This is a genomic window from Methyloprofundus sedimenti (assembly GCF_002072955.1).
Lineage (GTDB): Bacteria > Pseudomonadota > Gammaproteobacteria > Methylococcales > Methylomonadaceae > Methyloprofundus > Methyloprofundus sedimenti.
In genome coordinates, this window is sequence record NZ_LPUF01000001.1 from 1069129 (window position 1) to 1087048 (window position 17920).

At 45.4% G+C, this 17920-nt stretch carries 18 protein-coding genes; 9 read left to right on the forward strand and 9 right to left on the reverse strand.

Annotated elements, in window-relative coordinates; genetic code table 11:
- Positions 1-26: 26 nt before the first annotated feature.
- A complete protein-coding gene (locus tag AU255_RS04755; RefSeq protein WP_080521807.1) occupies positions 27-419 on the forward strand; it encodes a group II truncated hemoglobin in 393 nt (130 codons plus the stop codon).
- Positions 420-653: 234 nt separating this feature from the next.
- On the opposite strand, the gene AU255_RS04760 is transcribed toward AU255_RS04755, so the two are convergent.
- The 3 genes from AU255_RS04760 to AU255_RS04770 all read right to left on the reverse strand — a co-directional run bounded on the left by AU255_RS04760 (position 654) and on the right by AU255_RS04770 (position 3257).
- Entirely contained in the window at positions 654-1181 is a 528-nt protein-coding gene (locus AU255_RS04760) for a DUF1097 domain-containing protein (RefSeq protein WP_080521808.1), read from the reverse strand.
- Between the two features lie 215 nt (positions 1182-1396).
- A complete protein-coding gene (locus tag AU255_RS04765; protein WP_080521809.1) occupies positions 1397-1816 on the reverse strand; it encodes a hypothetical protein in 420 nt (139 codons plus the stop codon).
- Positions 1817-1949: 133 nt separating this feature from the next.
- Positions 1950-3257, reverse strand: coding sequence for an NAD(P)/FAD-dependent oxidoreductase (locus AU255_RS04770; protein WP_080521810.1), 1308 nt, complete (start codon positions 3255-3257; stop codon positions 1950-1952).
- Between the two features lie 147 nt (positions 3258-3404).
- Between AU255_RS04770 and AU255_RS04775 the strand changes: the two genes are divergently transcribed.
- From AU255_RS04775 to AU255_RS04785, 3 genes are all read left to right on the forward strand, one after another.
- Positions 3405-3800 carry a DUF2782 domain-containing protein gene (locus AU255_RS04775; protein WP_080521811.1) on the forward strand — a complete coding sequence of 132 codons (396 nt, stop codon included), beginning with the start codon at positions 3405-3407 and terminating at the stop codon, positions 3798-3800.
- A gap of 4 nt (positions 3801-3804) precedes the next feature.
- Positions 3805-4740 carry a homoserine kinase gene (locus tag AU255_RS04780; protein WP_158083054.1) on the forward strand — a complete coding sequence of 312 codons (936 nt, stop codon included), beginning with the start codon at positions 3805-3807 and terminating at the stop codon, positions 4738-4740.
- Positions 4741-4850: 110 nt separating this feature from the next.
- On the forward strand, positions 4851-5234 hold the full coding sequence (locus tag AU255_RS04785; RefSeq protein WP_080521813.1) for a hypothetical protein: 384 nt from the start codon (positions 4851-4853) through the stop codon (positions 5232-5234).
- A 46-nt stretch (positions 5235-5280) separates the two neighbouring features.
- Here the strand turns inward: AU255_RS04785 and bluB are convergent, their stop codons facing one another.
- The 6 genes from bluB to AU255_RS04815 form a co-directional block, all read right to left on the reverse strand.
- Entirely contained in the window at positions 5281-5925 is a 645-nt protein-coding gene (bluB, locus tag AU255_RS04790) for a 5,6-dimethylbenzimidazole synthase (protein ID WP_080521814.1), read from the reverse strand.
- Positions 5918-6652 (reverse strand): adenosylcobinamide-GDP ribazoletransferase, encoded by a 735-nt coding sequence (locus AU255_RS04795; protein ID WP_080521815.1) that lies wholly within the window; start codon positions 6650-6652, stop codon positions 5918-5920. Before AU255_RS04795 ends, bluB begins: the two co-directional genes overlap by 8 nt.
- Positions 6653-6705: 53 nt before the next feature.
- Positions 6706-7125: a TM2 domain-containing protein gene (locus tag AU255_RS04800; RefSeq protein WP_080521816.1), complete on the reverse strand. Its 420-nt coding sequence runs from the start codon at positions 7123-7125 to the stop codon at positions 6706-6708.
- A gap of 508 nt (positions 7126-7633) precedes the next feature.
- Positions 7634-8296 (reverse strand): prepilin-type N-terminal cleavage/methylation domain-containing protein, encoded by a 663-nt coding sequence (locus AU255_RS04805; RefSeq protein WP_080521817.1) that lies wholly within the window; start codon positions 8294-8296, stop codon positions 7634-7636.
- Positions 8297-8413: 117 nt separating this feature from the next.
- Entirely contained in the window at positions 8414-8947 is a 534-nt protein-coding gene (locus tag AU255_RS04810; protein ID WP_080521818.1) for an REP-associated tyrosine transposase, read from the reverse strand.
- Between the two features lie 370 nt (positions 8948-9317).
- Positions 9318-10526, reverse strand: coding sequence for a type II secretion system protein (locus AU255_RS04815; RefSeq protein WP_080521819.1), 1209 nt, complete (start codon positions 10524-10526; stop codon positions 9318-9320).
- Positions 10527-11443: 917 nt separating this feature from the next.
- Here AU255_RS04815 and AU255_RS04820 point away from each other — a divergent pair.
- The 5 genes from AU255_RS04820 to AU255_RS04840 all read left to right on the forward strand — a co-directional run bounded on the left by AU255_RS04820 (position 11444) and on the right by AU255_RS04840 (position 17885).
- On the forward strand, positions 11444-12376 hold the full coding sequence (locus tag AU255_RS04820) for a type II secretion system protein (RefSeq protein WP_080521820.1): 933 nt from the start codon (positions 11444-11446) through the stop codon (positions 12374-12376).
- Between the two features lie 534 nt (positions 12377-12910).
- The gene (locus tag AU255_RS04825) at positions 12911-13417 is read left to right on the forward strand and encodes a hypothetical protein (protein WP_158083055.1); all 507 of its coding nucleotides are present in this window, start codon (positions 12911-12913) and stop codon (positions 13415-13417) included.
- A gap of 232 nt (positions 13418-13649) precedes the next feature.
- Positions 13650-15038: a hypothetical protein gene (locus tag AU255_RS04830; protein ID WP_080521822.1), complete on the forward strand. Its 1389-nt coding sequence runs from the start codon at positions 13650-13652 to the stop codon at positions 15036-15038.
- A gap of 220 nt (positions 15039-15258) precedes the next feature.
- Positions 15259-15870 (forward strand): hypothetical protein, encoded by a 612-nt coding sequence (locus AU255_RS04835; RefSeq protein WP_080521823.1) that lies wholly within the window; start codon positions 15259-15261, stop codon positions 15868-15870.
- A gap of 200 nt (positions 15871-16070) precedes the next feature.
- Positions 16071-17885, forward strand: a complete 1815-nt coding sequence (locus AU255_RS04840; RefSeq protein WP_080521824.1) for an ATPase, T2SS/T4P/T4SS family — start codon at positions 16071-16073, stop codon at positions 17883-17885.
- Positions 17886-17920 lie beyond the last annotated feature (35 nt).

Below are 17920 nucleotides of genomic sequence, written 5' to 3' on the forward strand. Positions count from 1 at the left end.
AAAAATTTAATAAGAAAAGAAAATAGATGACAGAAGTACAGCAACAGACGCCTTATTTATTAATGGGCGGCGAAAAAATGATATTAAAACTGGTGGAGCGGTTTTATTTTTATATGGATACGCTGCCTGAAGCAAAAGAACTCAGGGCAATCCATGCACCTGACTTATCCGCCGCAAAAGAAAAACTGTTCAAGTTTTTATCTGGCTGGCTAGGTGGTCCGGATTTATTTATTCAGGAATATGGACATCCGCGTTTAAGACAGCGGCACTTTCCTTTTAAAGTGAATCAGCAAGTGAGAGATCAGTGGGTATTTTGTATGCACAAGGCTTTGTATGAAATAGCGATGCCTGATGAGTTAAGAAAAAACATAAAGCAGGCAATCGATGATTTAGCAACGCATATGATTAATGCTGAGTGATAGGCACTCAAAGAGTAAGCTTTATATGTCAGGAATGGGACTCAGAAATCAGACTGCCCCTATGTCAAATAAAATGCAATAAGCAGAGGTTCAAGGTTCTTTTAACAAAAAATAAAGGACTTTTAACTTAAGCACAGAGATCACTGAAGTTTCAAAACAAAAAATTCAGTGCTCTCTGTGGCCTCAGTGGTAAGAATGTTAAGTTTTTTATCGTCACTTGTTTTAGAGTCGATATTAATCGGCAATAGTTGTCAGCTTTGCAGCCAGCTTTGCAGATGCTATGCCCAGTCCTACGCCCAGAATAAGTGAGAAGGAAATGATGCAAACCGGGTTATCCCATCCAAAACTGAGTAATACATCTGTGGATAGTTTATCAGGTGTTTGTAAAAGATAGCCAAAGGTTGCTGAGTAGCCTAGTACACTAGCGGGAATGGCTGCAAGTGCAGGGACGTTAGCCGCTAGACACATTGCGATGACAGTAAAGGTAACAATAACGGCTGCCATCATTGGGAAGCCAAGTAATGTATCAGGTGAAATAGTAGCTATTTCATAGGCTGCATAGGTGGCTACAACGACACCAAAAACACTGCAGACGACTGTATTTTTTGCTGCTTCATCGGTACCACCTAAAGCAAAATAGGCTGCCCATGAAATGGTTGCCGCCCAGATTAAAAAGACACCGCTTAGTGGCCCGACTGCCAGAAAAGTTGCGAGTCCTGCTAAAACTCCAATGCTGACAGACAGAGCTGAAAGACCATTCATATTATTATCTCCACATTATTACCTCGGTTAGATATTTGATGTTGCAGTGAGGCGGAAGTACAACATCAAGTTTTACAATTGAACGATATAGATAATGTATTTCTATCTATATAGGCCGCGCGCCCTGATTTAAACATGTAAATTTAAAATACGCAAACGGGCAAGTATATAAATTCAGCAGAACCTGAAGCACAGCTTTAGTGAATAAGGCAGTATTAAGGATCCTTATCCATTTCTTGAAATATTTGATAAAAGTACAGATATAAAAACAAACAGCCCAACCCAACAGCGCCTAAAATCATGCGAATTTGTTTGTCGACGACATCCTGTTCAAAGATAAACTCGAGAAAACAGGTAATAATAACTAATTCAGCGACATAACAAATGCTGACATGCTGATATTTAGTATATGAAACCAGTACTTTATAAGCTTTTACCATGATGATAAAAAATACTGCCCAGTCAAGAACTTCTGCATCGTGGCCAGAAAGCCATAAGCCTTCACCAGTTATTTCCTGACCGACGGCATATAGAGAAGTCAGCATATATAAAACCAGGCGTAACATCACTAGTAATATAATCAGAGAAACCAGTTTATCAACCCACAGGGTGATTTTTTCAATAATTAATATCATGTGTTTTTTATAAAAAATAGTCTCGTGAGCTATAAACAGGCGTGCACTAGCTGGAGCTTTATTTTTACGCCTGTACTTAGTGGATTATCTGCGTCGTTAATCACTCGTGTCGAGTGAATGGTGCAGAGAAAAATTAATGTAATTTAATACGCGAAGAAATAGTACTTCTGAATAGATTCGAAAGCGTCAGCATTGTTGTTTTAAAGTAACCAAATAAAGCAGCCTGGTGCATGGTATACAAGGATAAATAAACCACCCTGGCCATAAAGCCGCCGATAGTGACCGTACCCATAAGATTGCCCATAATATTACCGACTGTCGAATATTTGCCTAAAGAGACCAGTGATCCATAATCGCGATAAACATAATCAACGGGCGGTTTATTAGACATGCGGTTGACCAATGTTTTATGCAAAGTCGTAGCTTGCTGGTGAGCGGCCTGGGCACGCGGTGGTACATTTTCCTTATGTCCTGGCCACGGACAGGCAGCGCAATCACCCAGAGCAAAAATATGGGTATCGCTGGTCTGTAGGGATTGATTAACAACTAATTGGTTAATACGGTTAATTTCCAGACCATCCAGGTCTTTAAACCAGTCAGGGGCTTTAATCCCTGCTGCCCATACTTTTAAATCAGCAGGGATTATTTCACCATCATGAGTTTCAATGCTTGTGTCTGTTATATTAACAACACGACGATTTAGCTTCAGGTCTACGCCCAGTTTAACCAGTTGTTTCTGAGTGGCAATGGACAGATTGGAGGGAAGGGCAGAGAGCAATCGAGGTGACGCTTCAATAATAGTGATTTTTATCTTGTCAATGCCTTCCGCCAAGTCATATATTGCTAATACCCTGGATACTTCATGCAATTGTGCCGACAGTTCTACACCTGTCGCGCCACCACCAATGATGGCAATAGATAATTGCTGCTCGTTATTGTTTTCATGTTGGGCGTGTAATTTTATGCAGGCTTTTACCAGATGTTTTTGAAACTTGAATGCCTCGACCGCTTTATCAAGAAACATGCAATGCTGCTCAACACCTTGTATATTAAACGTATTACTAATACTCCCAACCGCCATAACCAGGGTATCGTAATGAAACGAACGTTCAGGTATTAACTCTTCCCCTTCATCACTGATTGTGGGACTTACAGTAACTTCCTGAGTTGCCCTGTTTAACCCCACCATTCTGCCCAGACGGAAACGGAAATGGTTGCGATGTGCCTGAGCCAGATATTCAAGTTCTTCGGAGGCATCCAGAGTACCCGCAGCAACTTCATGTAATAAGGGTTTCCAGATATGGGTTTGTGAGGCATCCAGTAAAATAATTTCTGCTATGCCCGGTTTGCCTAGTTTTTTGCCCAGACTGGTTGCTAGTTCCAGCCCTGCTGCGCCGCCACCAACAATAAGAATTTTATGCAGGGAATTTGTTGTGCTCATAAGGTCTTCCTGTACAGAATCATAATTTCAGACACTATACATGATTTAAATACAATAAAGTACCCGATATGCATCGATAAATTCCCCAAATAATCACTTGTGCAGGTATAATAAATTCATTGTGTCATTTTATACGGATAGCGTTTTATGCTTCGTTACCTTTTATTATGTTTGTTTGTATGTTCAACGGCAGTAATTGCAGAGGAAGGCGAGCCTGCAGTTACTAATTCTCCGGATGCAGGTGAAATTACAGACCCTTCGGATACGGCTGAAATAGAAAATTCTCCAGAAGTGCCTGATATGCCCTTGCCGGTTCAGGATGGTGAGCCTATGGAAGCCGATATTACCATTACCCGGCGCGGCGAAAAAACCATTCATGAATACCGCGTGAATGGCGTAATCTACAAGATTAAAGTTATACCTGATATTGGGCCTGCTTATTATTATGTTGATCCTGACGGTGATGGTGAGATGGAAGAGGTCAGTGAAAGTGATCTGGATAGTTTAATCAAAATTAATCAATGGACAATTCTTAGCTGGTAAGGCCTTGTCAGTCTATACATCTATTTCTGCATCTGAAGTTCAGTCAATTATAGAGATTTATCAGCTCGCCCCGTTTATCGGCTATACAGGAATAAGTGCCGGGATAGAAAATACCAATTATTTAATAAAAACTGCACAAGGTGATTTTGTCTTAACCTTGTATGAGCACTTTAATGCGCAAGAGATAGTGCCCTACCTGGATTTGCTGCGCCAGTTAGCTGAGCATGCAAGCTACTATCCTGTTCCGCTTGCAGATGCACAGTACAAATACTTACAGATAGTTGCGGGAAAGCCCGCAGCATTATTTAAATGTTTACCAGGAAAATCCGTTCAGCAAGTCACGCCTGAGCAGCATCAGGCAGTTGCCAAAGCCCTGGCAAGTTTTCATTTACAAAGTTCAGGATTGGCTTTCAGAAAAAGAAACACCAGAGATATTGCCTGGATACAAGATATCGCAACACAGATAAGCCCTCATTTGTCGGCTCAAGATAGTGCACTACTGGAAGATGAGCTTGGCTTTCAATTAAAACACCAGACTCAGCATCTAAGGCAGGGCATCATACATGCTGATTTATTTAAGGATAATGTATTATTTACCGGGTTGCGCTTAACAGGCATGTTAGATTTTTATGTGGCCTGTTATGATTGCTATTTACTGGATATTGCGATTACCTTGAACGACTGGTGCATTGATCAGCACGGTCAGTATAGTCACGCACAACAAGCTGTTTTTTTGGCGGCCTATCAGCAGTTAAGAGAGCTTGATCAGCAAGAGCAAAAATATCTTCCAGTGTTTTTACGCCGGGCGTGTATACGCTTCTGGTTGTCTCGTTTAGAACACCAGCTTAATCCTAAAGCAGGTGAGATGACTCAGGAAAAAGATCCTGAGCGCTTTAAAAATTTATTACTGCAACACCGGCATTTTGATAGCTTGCAATAATCCGCTTCGTAGATAGCAACAGCGTGGTACAATCCAAAACTGGTATTTCGCGCGATAAATATATCGCTGAAGTATCGATTGATAATAATTATAAAAAGGAGAGGTTTACGATGAAACTAAAACAAGCTTTATTGGCAGGTGTAGTTCTTTTATTATCTATTTCTGCCAATGCAGAAGTTATATTAGAAGATAATTCAAAAATTGTAGGTAAATGGAACTTATACGCAGAAGCAGCTCAGTTGCATAAAGAGAAGGTGGAACTTTTTTCTGTTTGGGACTTTACTAATCAAGGCGTTATAAAAACTGAATCCGAAGATCGTTTTGGACGCACAAAAACGTTAAAAATTGATTTAAAATATGCGGTTGAAGATGGAGTGATCAAGAAACAAAAAACACCGGGTCGTGCAAAACTCGAAACATGTAAGGTAGAGTCACTAGATGAGAAAAACATGGTTTTAAAATGTCCGTTTCTGTATTTGTTTTTCAAAAGATAATAACAGCCAGTTTTGGGGGGTAGGCTAAAGCCTATTTCCCCGGTTATTAATCAGACCAATAATTCTCACTGACAAAGTTTTCCAGGGCACGGACTTCTGCCCAATTTTCTAACTCCAGCATTGGCCTGGAATAAAATTTTTCAACATGCCCGAGACAAAGAATCGCAATCGGCAGGCTGCCTTCCGGCATCTTCAAAAGGGCGGCTAATTTTTCCGGATCAAATAACGATACCCAGCCCATACCTAAACCTTCAGCTCTGGCTGCAAGCCAGATGTTCTGTATTGCACAGGCAGTGGAAGCAATATCCATTTCAGGCAGAGTACGCCGGCCAAAAATATGCTGTTCGCGTTTATCAGGCAGCGCGACAATCAATAATTCGGCACACTCCATAACACCTTCAACTTTAAGCTTCATAAAATCCGTCTGGCGCTTGCCCAGTGCTGCTGCTGTAAGCTGACGTTCCTGTTCAACTAATCGATATACTGCATGGCGTAAAGCCTGATCAGTTATTCTGATAAAGCGCCAGGGTTGCATTAAGCCGACACTGCCTGCCTGATGCGCAGCGTTTAACAGCTTCGCTAACGTTTCGCCAGGCACAGCTTTATCAATAAAATGGCGCATATCACGGCGTTCGGCAATGGCGCGATAAACGGCTGATATCTCAACATCAGAAAATTTATGTTTATTCATAAGCCAGAGCCAGACTAATTAAAACAACGGTTTCAACCAATTCTACACTGGCACCATAGACATCCCCGGTCACGCCTTGTATGCGCTGCATACTCAGATGTCGTATCCAGGCAATGAGCATAAGGACTGAGAGTAATGTATAGATGTTTGTTAGCCACAAACACAACAACAGGGAAGCGAATATCATCAGTCTGGCGACGTGTCTGGGGAGGTGTTTCTGCATTGCACTGCCTAAGCCATTTTCTCTAACATACGGTGTGCTTAGCATCAGCAGCAAAATACTTAAGCGGCCTAAAAAAGGCGCAAGCAAAAGAAAGCCCAGTCCAGCATCAAGTTGCAGCAGGCTTTGAATGGCTGACCATTTTAACAGTAAAATTAAAACCAGAATAATCACCGCAACTGGCCCGGCTGCTGGATCTTTCATAATCTTTAAACTACGTTCCTTATCGCCTAAACCACCTGCCCAGGCATCACTGCAATCAGCAAGGCCATCAAGATGCAATCCGCCAGTCAACAAAACCCAGGCAGATAAAATAATGGCAGCATGAATAGCGAAGGACATACCCGGAAGTAATCTGGCAAGCAGGAACAGAATAGTCCCGATCAGCAAGCCGACTAAAGGATAAAAGAGCACCGATTGACCCAGGCGCTGGTCAGATACAGTAATGTTTAAATTTAACGGAATGCGGGTGAGAAATTGCACGGCAAGCGCAAAAGAAGCTAGCATGATAAAAAAGTCACTTAGCGATTAATATAAGGATTTCCATTACGCTTAAGCGTTTATTTTAATGGCCTGCCTTGTTGATCTTTGCATATTCTGCCAGAGTACAATAAAAAGGCATCGACAATAGGCCAAAGAATGCCAAAGCCAAGAGTGGCAATACACACCAGAGACTGTATAACAGCCAGCTTATAAAAGCCCAGATACCAGCGATGTCCGGCAAAAAAACCCGTTAAAGGGAAAAGCGCCAATGACAGTGCTATGATGCGTGATTTTACCGGCTCCTGATGATCCATATAGCTGCCAATAAGCGTGACCATAGTCGCATTGGCACCTTCACCTTCAAATAATACATCAGAATCAATAATAGGCAGAACGGGCTCACTCCATTCACTTACATGAAACTCGTAAAACTGTTCATCGCTTTTAATCACACCTGTTTGAGTGTCTTCATCGTAACTTTTAATTTTTCCAATCATTTTAAGTAAAACCTCATCTCATAATTTTCCATGATTTTACTATAGTTAAATGATTGGGGAGGACTTTATTCTAGTTCCCATGCTTGAATTATCCTCGTTCCCACGCTCCGCGTAGGAACTCATACTTGAACGCTTTGCGTTCAATATTTCGTGACGCAGAGCGTCTGCTTATGCATTCCCACGCAGAGCGTGGGAACGAGGGGGAGGTATTTAATCTCCAGCAAAGTGTCTAGTTCCCATGCTTGAATTATCCTGGTTCCCACGCTCCGCGTGGGAACTCATACTTGAACGCTCTGCGTTCAATATTTCGTGACGCAGAGCGTCTGCTTATGCATTCCCACGCAGAGCGTGGGAACGAGGGGGAGGTATTTAATCTCCAGCAAAGTGTCTAGTTCCCATACTTGAATTATCCTGGTTCCCACGCTCCGCGTGGGAATTCATATTTGAACGCTCTGCGTTCAGTGTTTCACCAAGCAGAGTGGGGAGTGAGGTCGGACAAGGATGAACGTTATTCACACGCTGTATTGATATCTGCGGCTGGAGTGGGGGCCTTAAGGTACAAAACTCTATCGTCTCCCGCTCTATTACCCGCTATAGTCGTGTCAATATCAGCATTGCCAATTCCAGCGCCTGAACCGGCGCCGGCAGAAACTAATCTGGCGCAATATCCTGCTGCAGTACCGGTTAAACCCGTTATGCTATCACATTGAGCAACACTAGGAACTTGTATAACAATAGGACGTCCCCAGGCATCCAAAACGACACTATCACCATCAGCAAATGCACGATGAACAAAAGTACCAGCAGCCGAAGTTAAATTTGTAGCCAAGGCCGCCTCTGATGCTAAAGTGATTCCATTCATTAAATAAGGCCCGCGCCAGCCTATCTGCGTATCGGGGTCAAAAGCTGCCCACCCACCCGCATCAAACAAATAATACAGGCTAAAATCGCTGCCGCCTTTACTGGCAGGATATTTCCCCAACGTATCCAGATAATACCGCTCCATAATTGCCCGCTTAATATTCGTCATACTCACATCCGTGACATCGCAGGTGGCTTTGCGACTGGTGCCGCTGAAATAGGGAATAATGAGCCCCGCCAGTGCAACCAGCACTAACAAGACTACCGTGAGTTCTATTAACGTCATACCCTGTTGCTTAATCTTATTCATTAGATCTCCTGTTTGTGGCCCGTATGCAGCTTGCGGAATACGGGGTTTTTTCTCGTTCCCACGCTCTGCGTGGGAATGCATACAGGAACGCTCAGCGTTCCGTTAGTACAGCATGCATCACCAATCACGATAGACCTCAATTAGCCCCGATTGATCAGCATAATTCCGCGCACTGGAATAGCGCCAATGCTCGGCAAGATCCACATACCCACGCTTAACGGGATTCAAATGCATATACTCCAGCTTCTGGCGCAAAATGGCTGCATTCTGTATTAACTGCGGATGCGAACCTTCCTCCCAGACCTGATAATCACGGTCCTGCTTATGCGCTTTTTTATAAAAAGCCAGTTGCTGTAAAAGCGTCTGTTCGCCCGTGGCTGATAAGTGATCAATCAAACCTCTTGCAGTAAAAGACTTAAACCGTTGTACATCTTTAATTAACTGATGCGATTGCGCGATCCAGTGTAAATGATTTTCCATAATCACATAGCCATACAGTTTAAGGTCGGCATTCTGTTGTAAATAGCAAAATGAATCTAAAATAATTTGTACGGCAGCAGGGCGGGTAAACATAGGTATCCAGTTGACAATAGTATTGGTTAAAAAATGCGGACTACTCTGCTCAGTTATTGTGTAGCGACTTTTGCCCATAAATTTACCTCATTACCCTTATATTTAGTTCCCGAGCTCCATTTTTTCTAGTTCCCACGCTCCGCGTGGGAATTCATACGGGAACGCTCTGCGTTCCGTACTCATGACGCAGAGCGTCTGCCACTGCATTCCCACGCAGAGCGTGGGAACGAGAGAAACCTGCGTTTCATGTTGCCTGTTGTCAGGTTGTTATATCAGTTTATCTAGTACCAGCGCGCCATTTTTTTCTAGCTCCCACGTTCCATTTCTAGTTCCCACGCTCCGCGTGGGAATTCATACGGGAACGCTCTGCGTTCCGTATTCATGACGCAGAGCGTCTACCACTGTATTCCCACGCAGAGCGTGGGAACGAGGGATACGGGCTACGTGATTACCAGTTAATCACTGGAAGTAACGAGCCTTTAAAAACTGAAACTAAGACTGCCGAGCCTGAATTATGAACTGTATCAGTACAGGAGGGTGAAGCGGATGCGTCAAATTCATTAACGGAAAGGCTAATTTGTCCGATAGGTATTGTTGAGTTAGGTCCTGAGGCATCATTAAAACCATCAAAAGAAAGCTGGTGTGTAAATCCATCTCTTGGTAATGTTTTGGGACCGCTTACAATTGGGTTATTTATTGTTATGATGTCTCCTGATGCTGCATCTGTTGATGAAACGTAATAAATTTTTACACAGATATCAATATCCGTGTTATCAGTTGCCCATGTGCCGCCTAGCCCCTCGCAACTAACTTTTGTGTCTGGTGTTACAAGTGTGCCTCCACAGTGGGATGTAGGAATCCAGTCTTCACCGTAGATGACTTCGCATTGGTATCGGGTTGTATACGTTGTTGTTGGATCGCAGGTTCCATCCCAATGTCCTCCTGCCATTTCACATGCGACTAAATCACTGTCAAATGGAAGTGCAGAACAAGTTCCAGCTCCAGAAAGTACTGCTGCTGAGGTATTGATTTGTATTCCAGTAACATCAACCTTCCAGCTGTTCGAATCAATCGCTAAATGATCTGTGCCAGGGTAGTCTTTATCAAAGGTATCGGTTCCTCCGGATACGCCATTTTTGCCATAGCTATTAAGTGTTATCGTGTCTGAGGTATTACTGAAATTCCAGCCGTGGTTAACTGTAATTGTATCGCTTCCTGTTCCCCAGCCGTCCGCAAGGGCCTTAGGTGAATCAATATTAATATAAGGCCCATTCCAGCCATAACCCTGCGACGTAGCGGTGTGGGGTACATATGCAGTCTGGTTGCGCCAACTTGCTCCGCAAGTTGCCTGACTATCTTTGGTTGGATCAGTTAAACAATAATCCTCCTCTAATAAATCATGAATTTTGAAAGGTAACCTGCCCATATCCTTCACAAACCCTGAAATATTCGGCTGGCCATTGATCAAGACATCGGGGCGGCCGATAATCGCGCGCCGGATCTTCTCGTAACGATCTTTGGTTACTTCATAGCGGCTCTGAAAGGCCAGTTCCGAGGTGGTTTCGATAGTGATCGACGCCATGGCGACCAGAACCATCATAACGACCAGTAGCTCTACCAGGGTAAAGCCGGATTGTTTAATGCAAATTGAATTCATAGTTAACTAAAAAATAAAACCTTGTGCCCACTGTCTGAGTCACAGCCATTAAGTTCAAATATTATTGTATTTATAATCAATGTATTACAGTGTTAGTTGGGGTGTATTTTTGTTGCAAAGCAATGCCAACGTAACTCAACACAGGCTCCAAACGAGGCAATGTTGGGTTACGTTATCTACGCTAGCGCTAGATAAGCTAACCCAACCTACGGTGTAATATTTTGTTGAATATATTTATTCCTTAACTTAATGGCAGTGACTATCGGTGTGGGAAATTATGCGCGGATGCCCGTGAGGCAAAGCAAACTGGCAGTGCTGCCCTTTGCTGCGCGTGAAAGTATATCAAGCAAAAATCAGTCCATATATAAAGCGTAAAGTGTTTTGCTGCGCTGCAACGGAGCGATCAGCTGATGCCTGGCATTGCGTAACACAGGGCGACCGGGTATGCAGCGCTCTGTTGCGCATGGCGGTGAGGTGGAGGGCTAGCTTAATTTTTGGTACTGCTGTCTAACGGACGAGTGTGGAGCGTGAAATTACGCGATGAGGTGTGGCATATAACCTGCCTGCCCTGGTCATATAGCACTATTCTTTGTAGGGAAATACTGCGCATTGACAATATCTGAAATGGGCGCTGAAAAAATACACAAAATTAAGCGTAATAGAATCAGCAAAGTAGACAAATAAATAAACAAATCAGCGCAAAAAAAACAAAGCTGGCACAGAACTGGCCATAGGATTCAGGATCTAACAAGTTCATTCGATTCAAGGAAGAAATAGCCAGACGGTGAAAAACAGGAATAGTCGAATAAGGGGGGGAAGGATTCCTCCCCACTGCCAGACGCTCTAGACCAGCAAGGGGCAGTGCGCGTTAGTCTTCACTTTAAACACTAAACTAACGATATTGGGAGAAACCCTTCGTGAAATATTATAACTACAAAGCCCGTCAAGCGGGTATGACTTTAATCGAATTGACTGTTGTTTTGTTGATTTTAATCGGTTTGGCTGGATTAATGATCCCTTATGTATCGGGTTTTGTTTCTAAAACGCATGATGCCACCGGGGATAATAATATTGCTAACTTGAATAATACAATTCAGCGTTTTCAAGTGCAATCTATGAAATTTCCTAATAACCTGCAATCCCTGGCTGATGTTTCAGGTGCAACGTATACCGAACTGATGAATACCAATGCAGGGGTTTATGCACCAACAACCTACGTCGAAGGTGGTGCGGGTAACATGCAGATTATGTCCTTAAGATCTGCGGGTATTACCAGTGTTTTGGATCTAAATCAGGTTGCAGGTACATTCAACGGCACAAGTGCTACTTTTACAGCAGCAGGCGCACCTGTTGATCTTACTATGGGTAGTGGTTCTACGTTAGGTGTTTTAACGGTCGGTTTAGGTGCTGAAACTACAGTAGGTACAGATGACTACGCTTCGATCGAAGAGCATTTAGCGGATGCGACTGGTGCACAAATATCGCATTTCAATGCAACCTGTAACGACTATGTGCTTTTCGGTATTGGTCAGGAAAATGAAATGATCGGTAAAGCTATGACCGATGCACCTATACATTTTGCACAACAAGGTGCAATGGGCCCGGATAACAACTACAACCGTTTTGTGGCTATCTTTGAAGTAGATAAAGCGAATGGGACTGGTGTTGTGCTAGCAGCTAACAGCCTACCAGAAGATGAACTTGGAAATGCATTAGCTACTGCAGACTGCGGAACGTCTACTCATGCTGCTAAATTTATCGGTACAGCAATGTTAATGATGCCTCCACATTTATGGGGATTAGCGCATTCATTAAGCCATACTTATGAAAATATTGCGAATGGCAACTAATTAATAGCTAGCTATTTATGATTCCCATGCTCTGCATGGGAATTTCTAACCCGCCGAAGTACAAAACAGATTGTTTATCGTGCTTCGGTTTCGTTTAAAGGATACATAAAACGAAGCAGGAGTTTGATTGTTATGGATGATTGCTAAAGAAGGCCGGGAGGGCCTTCTTTTACCCTAGCGGTGTGCTTTTATACAGAGAGCATAGCGCTAGGGTTTTTTTTGTGTTTATACCTGCTTGCCCTCGTTCCCACGCTCTGCGTGGGAATGCATGCTTAGACGCTCCGCGTCGTGTGTCAATGAGCTGAGAGGGTGGTTGTTTGATTCGCGACGCAGAGCGTCGCTTAATGCGTTCCCACGCAGAGCATGGGAACGAGAATATCCTGCATGGGAACGAGAATGTCCTGTGCGGGAATGAGAATATCCTGTGTGGGAATGAGAAAGTTCCTGCGTGGAACGAGGACAAATATGTTAAATAAATTTTCCTGGCCTTACCGGCTATTGGTGGTGCTGCTGGCGCTGGGAGTGTATGGCTTTATGCGTCAGCCGGTGGTGTTGCTGGATGAGTTAAAAACCACGCTGGATAATAAGGATGAGGCGCAATGGCAGAGCTTAACAGGGACTGCGCAGGTGCAGCCGTATAGCAAGGCGATGCTTGAGAGCTTGCTGAAAATGAAGTATGCGGCGGACTGGGAGCAGGGCAATCGTGGCGATGCGATAAACAGTTATTATGCCGGACAAGAGCAACTGGATGTTATCAGCCGTCAATTAGCCGGTACCGAAGGTTTTCGACATTTTATCTGTGGTGATTTAACCGGCTTTCTGCACACATCGGAGCAAAGCGCTGAGGGTTGTTGGCAACTGGATGGTGTGGTGCGCTGGGTATCGCCTGTGGAAGTGCGGGTGTTGTTTGTGAATCCGCAAACGGGTTGGCAGTCGTCGCTGTTATTGCAGCGCGATGGCTTGTTTAGCTGGAAAGTGGCGGCGGCGGATTTACCGGTAGATGAAATACTGGCCGCCTATCAGCAGCGCCTGGTGGAATAAAAAATTCTGGTTGCCACGTTCCCACGCTCTGTGTGGGAATCCATACGGGAACGCTCCGCGTTCCGTGACGCAGCGCGTCAGCTACTGCATTCCCACGCAGAGCGTGGGAACGAGGTGGAGAGCGTGAGAACGAGATGGAGAGTGTGGGAACGAGCTGGGTTGAGAGACTCGGAGTGTCAGACTCTGTATTTCTGCGCTAGCGCGGAAACAATAATAATTATAAATAGTTGTCATGAAGTTACCTTTTGCAAATGCGCGTCCTGCGCATACTTTACTGTATATCACTGAGGCCAAGACCTTCCGTATAGATGTCGACAGACGCGGCGTGATGCAAGGCGAAGTCGAGGTGATTGAATTGCGTTGTGATTCTTCGCGCAGCATTCCTGCTGTTCTTGAGCATATTATCGAAAATTCCCCGCCGTTAGGCAAAAAGCTGTGGATCCTGTATGTGCGCCTGGCGACTTATTTAATCGCTTTACCCTCGGTGCAGGTTGCCGGGGTTGAGGATGAGGTGCTGGAGCAGGCTTTGCTGTTTGAATATGAGAGTCTCAGCGGGCAGTCAGTGACCAACAGCCAGCTGGCTTATCAGTTTGTGGCTGATGCGGATGAGATGAGTTCCTACTGGATTATTCTGCTGGCCAAAGAGACCTTTACGAACATCAATGCAGTGTTAAAAACGGCGCATTGTAAACTGGGCGGAGTAGGGCATCCGGGCGGTCTGCCTTTTCAGTTTTCCGGTAAAGACGCGCCAAGCTGGTTGCGCGTAGAAACCTGGTCGGATAGCTGTTTTGCCTTGACTAAAAATCCGGATAGCGGCTTTTCACTGCAAATTTTTCACTCCGGACAAAATTCGCGCTGGCAGGATGAGCTGGATCACTGGCTGGCTGAAACCGGGGAAGTGGATAAGTCGGAAGTGATTTTTAATAATAAAATCGAGTATTTGCCGGAGATTGAGGAGCGTTATCATCTGACACTGGATGGCGCGCTGACTTACTGGATGGGCTTGTGGGCTGACTATCTGGTGAATAACAGAGCGTCTGCGGTGCCGTTGTTGAATACGCAGCGTAAAGTGAATATGGATCTGGTGTTTATGCTCGGCGGTGGCAGTCTGGCACTGGCTTTATGTCTGGGGCATTTTAGCTGGAATTTATATCAGCGCAATGATTATGAATTTCAGATCGCGCAGTTACAGGAGACGGAGAAAAATATCAAGACAGCGCGTGACGGAATTAACAAGACTCGTAGTGAGGCGACTGTTATAGAACAAAAAGTCCAGTTATTGCGTAACAATGTCAAGGTGATTCCAGCGGCGATGGCGGCTTTGCAGCAGCGGCCGATGGCTTTATTACTGGGTTTGTCCAAACATGCGCCGGAGGATTTGCTGATTGAGTCGGTGAGTGTGGATGAAGAGCGGCAGATTGTGATTACCGGAGTGTCTTTGCAACCGCTGTTGATTAATGAGCTGGCGAGTAACGTGAAAGACGATTTTGCGGCGTTGGGCTGGCGGGTGAAAACGCCCTATAAAACGGATTTGCAGGCTTTTGCCGGTGGCGGGCCGTGGGAGTTTAAATTGGAATTGGTGGATGAGGGGTTGCAGGGGTTTGTGCCGCTTGAGCCATAGTTTGTTGTTGCCCGCGCTCCATCATGTTTTCTGGTATCCATGCCCTGTATTTTTTTTCGGGTTTCTCATGCGCTGTATTTTTTTCTGGTTCCCATGCTCTGCATTTTATTTCTGGTTCCCATGCTCTGCGTGGGAACCCATAGGGGAACGCTCTGCGTTGCATGACGCAGAGCGTCGGTTACTGCATGCCCACGCGGCGCGTGGGAACGAGAGGTTATAAATGACAGCAGAAAAAAAAAGAGAACAGATTTTAAAGCGGGCTTTGCCGGCGTTATTTATTACCATTATTTATTTTATTTTTGTCAGTAATATTATGGGTGAGCAGGCGAGCAAGGCGCTGGATGATTATACCCAGCTGACACGTCGTGGTATTTCACCTGCCTCATTGCCCGGAATGTATATGCAGCAGGATCAGGCGCGGCAGCAGTTGAGCGCTCTGCAGGCTGAACAGACCAAATATGTGCAGGAAATTAAAGGTATGGTGGGCTATTTATCGGGCGATATCGATGCGACTGCGACGGCGAGCACTTTGGCGCAGATTCTGGCGCAACATCATATACGAGTGGAGAAGGAGTTGAGCGAGCCTTTTGAAAGTAAAAACCTGCCCCCTTCGCTGGCCGAGGTAAAAGCGTTGTTGCAAGAGTCGATTAAGGCCGGTGATACGTTTGGTGTGCAGCACTTATGGTTACGCGGCAGTTATCAGGCGATGTATGCGGCATTGGCAGACATGAATGCCGTGCAACTGGGGGCGATTCCGGTGGCTTTTAGTATGTCGGTGCCGGATGAAAGGGCCACGGGTGAGCTGGACTGGGAGCTGGTATTGTGGATGTGATGATGACTACATTGTTCTGGGTGTGTTCTGGTTCCCACGCTCTGCGTGGGAATCCATACGGGAACGCTCAGCGTTCCGGTTGCATGACGCAGAGCGTCTGCCCCTGCATTCCCACGCAGAGCGTGGGAACGAGATGCTTAATGTTTAGTATTTGGCGTGGGAACGAGGTGTTTGGTGTCTAGCGACAAGGTGAGGTGTTTATGAGTAGCAATTCAAATTTTTCTTTAGCGAGCTGGAAGACGCAATCCAGAGAACATGAGCTGCGCGCGAATCAGCGCAGTGTGGTCAGCGGCTGGAGTGCGACTTTATTTACTGCGGCCGGAAGTTCAGTGTCTGGCACGGTGGTGGATAGCTCCTTGACAGGTGTCAGTCTGGTTATTGCTCAGGGCGGGATAGATATTGATGTGGATGTTGAGCTGACGCTTAATCTGAATACCGGGCAGAGACGATTTACCCGTATAGCGCGGGTCTGCTGGCTGGATCGTAGTGCGGGTGATGTGCATTTTGGCGTACAGTTTGTCGATCATACCGGCTTGACACCGGAGACGCATCAGCTGGATATCAGCGCTATCCGTATTGATCCGGCTTGTGCTTTAAGAATTCCAGCCGGTATTGCTGTGCGGCGTAAGCTGTTGCCTTTTCTGGATCTGCATGGCGTTATTCAAGTGGCGTGTGCCGATATTAAAAATATAACGGTGCTGAATAGCGTGAGCAGGATGTTAAAAGCGCCTATTCGCAGCTGGCCGGTGGATGCCAAAGCGCTAGAGCAGGTGTTAAAAGATGTTTACGGTAATACCGTGCATCAGGCTGCAGTTAAACCGGTTGCGAAACAAAAGGAGGATGCCGGTAATGCGGCGATTGATCTGGCAGAGGGACTGCTGTATTCGGCTTTTATACGTCAGGCGTCGGATATTCATGTAGACCCGCATGTTAAAGGTGCGCGGATTCGCTTCAGGGTGGATGGCCAGCTGGAGGTGTTTGATGAAATCAAGACAGATATTTATCAGGATTTAGCGAGTCGACTTAAGGTTATTTCCGGGCTGGATATTGCAGAGAAGCGTGCGCCACAGGACGGGCGCTTTACGCATAAATTTACCGGCAGCAATCAGCAGGTGGATATCCGTGCGGCGACTCTGCCGACCAAGTATGGCGAGCGGATTACCATGCGTTTGCTGGCGACGCAAAATGATTCTTTGACGCTGGTTAATCTGGGGTTTATTGAATATCACCAGTTAATGATTGAGCAGTTTTTGAGTCGTATCCAGGGAATGATGGTGCTGACCGGCCCTACCGGAAGCGGTAAAACGACGACTTTATATGCGGCGATGACCAAATTGTTGCGTGAGCGTCAGGTGAATATCATGACGGTGGAAGATCCGATTGAATATGAAATCCCTGGTGCGGCGCAATGTGAGATTGATTCCAATTCGGATAAGGTGAGTTTTAATTCGGCGTTACGCAGTATTTTGCGCCATGACCCTGATGTGGTGATGGTGGGTGAGATCCGCGATAAGGAAACCGCGGATATTGCGATTAAGGCAGCGTTGACCGGGCATATGGTGTTGAGCACTTTGCATACTAATTCGGCGATTGCGACGATTACGCGGTTGATTGACATGGGTGTGCCGGCATATCTGGTGGCGGCGGCGTTGCGCGTGGTCATTGCACAGCGTTTATTACGCCGCTTGTGCGGGCATTGCAGTATTGCACGCCCCTTACTGGCGGTTGAGGCTATCGCGATTGATCGCAAGGATCTGGAAGGTACCCGTGTGTATGAGCCGGTGGGCTGTGTGTATTGTGGCAATAAAGGTTTTAAGGGGCGGATTGGTTTGTATGAGGTGGTGGAGTTGCGCACGGAGTGGGCGCGAGTCATTGCCGAAGGCGGCAGTGAGTCGGATTTGCTGGCTATGATGCACGCGGAAGGGATTAATAGTTTGCTGGATGATGCGGTGGATAAGATGTTGCTGGGTAAAACTTCGTATTCAGAAGTTATGCAGGTGGCGTCGTCGTGGTAGCCCGGAATTTAGGGTGGGTAGTGAGTGACGCTGTA

Coding starts and splice junctions, on each gene's coding strand:
- AU255_RS04755 (WP_080521807.1), top strand. CDS start 27: ATGACAGAAGTACAGCAACAGACGCCTTATTTATTAATGGGCGGCGAA.
- AU255_RS04760 (WP_080521808.1), bottom strand. CDS start 1,181: ATGAATGGTCTTTCAGCTCTGTCTGTCAGCATTGGAGTTTTAGCAGGA.
- AU255_RS04765 (WP_080521809.1), bottom strand. CDS start 1,816: ATGATATTAATTATTGAAAAAATCACCCTGTGGGTTGATAAACTGGTT.
- AU255_RS04770 (WP_080521810.1), bottom strand. CDS start 3,257: ATGAGCACAACAAATTCCCTGCATAAAATTCTTATTGTTGGTGGCGGC.
- AU255_RS04775 (WP_080521811.1), top strand. CDS start 3,405: ATGCTTCGTTACCTTTTATTATGTTTGTTTGTATGTTCAACGGCAGTA.
- AU255_RS04785 (WP_080521813.1), top strand. CDS start 4,851: ATGAAACTAAAACAAGCTTTATTGGCAGGTGTAGTTCTTTTATTATCT.
- bluB (WP_080521814.1), bottom strand. CDS start 5,925: ATGAATAAACATAAATTTTCTGATGTTGAGATATCAGCCGTTTATCGC.
- AU255_RS04795 (WP_080521815.1), bottom strand. CDS start 6,652: ATGCTAGCTTCTTTTGCGCTTGCCGTGCAATTTCTCACCCGCATTCCG.
- AU255_RS04800 (WP_080521816.1), bottom strand. CDS start 7,125: ATGATTGGAAAAATTAAAAGTTACGATGAAGACACTCAAACAGGTGTG.
- AU255_RS04805 (WP_080521817.1), bottom strand. CDS start 8,296: ATGAATAAGATTAAGCAACAGGGTATGACGTTAATAGAACTCACGGTA.
- AU255_RS04810 (WP_080521818.1), bottom strand. CDS start 8,947: ATGGGCAAAAGTCGCTACACAATAACTGAGCAGAGTAGTCCGCATTTT.
- AU255_RS04815 (WP_080521819.1), bottom strand. CDS start 10,526: ATGAATTCAATTTGCATTAAACAATCCGGCTTTACCCTGGTAGAGCTA.
- AU255_RS04825 (WP_158083055.1), top strand. CDS start 12,911: ATGCGTCAGCCGGTGGTGTTGCTGGATGAGTTAAAAACCACGCTGGAT.
- AU255_RS04830 (WP_080521822.1), top strand. CDS start 13,650: ATGAAGTTACCTTTTGCAAATGCGCGTCCTGCGCATACTTTACTGTAT.
- AU255_RS04835 (WP_080521823.1), top strand. CDS start 15,259: ATGACAGCAGAAAAAAAAAGAGAACAGATTTTAAAGCGGGCTTTGCCG.
- AU255_RS04840 (WP_080521824.1), top strand. CDS start 16,071: ATGAGTAGCAATTCAAATTTTTCTTTAGCGAGCTGGAAGACGCAATCC.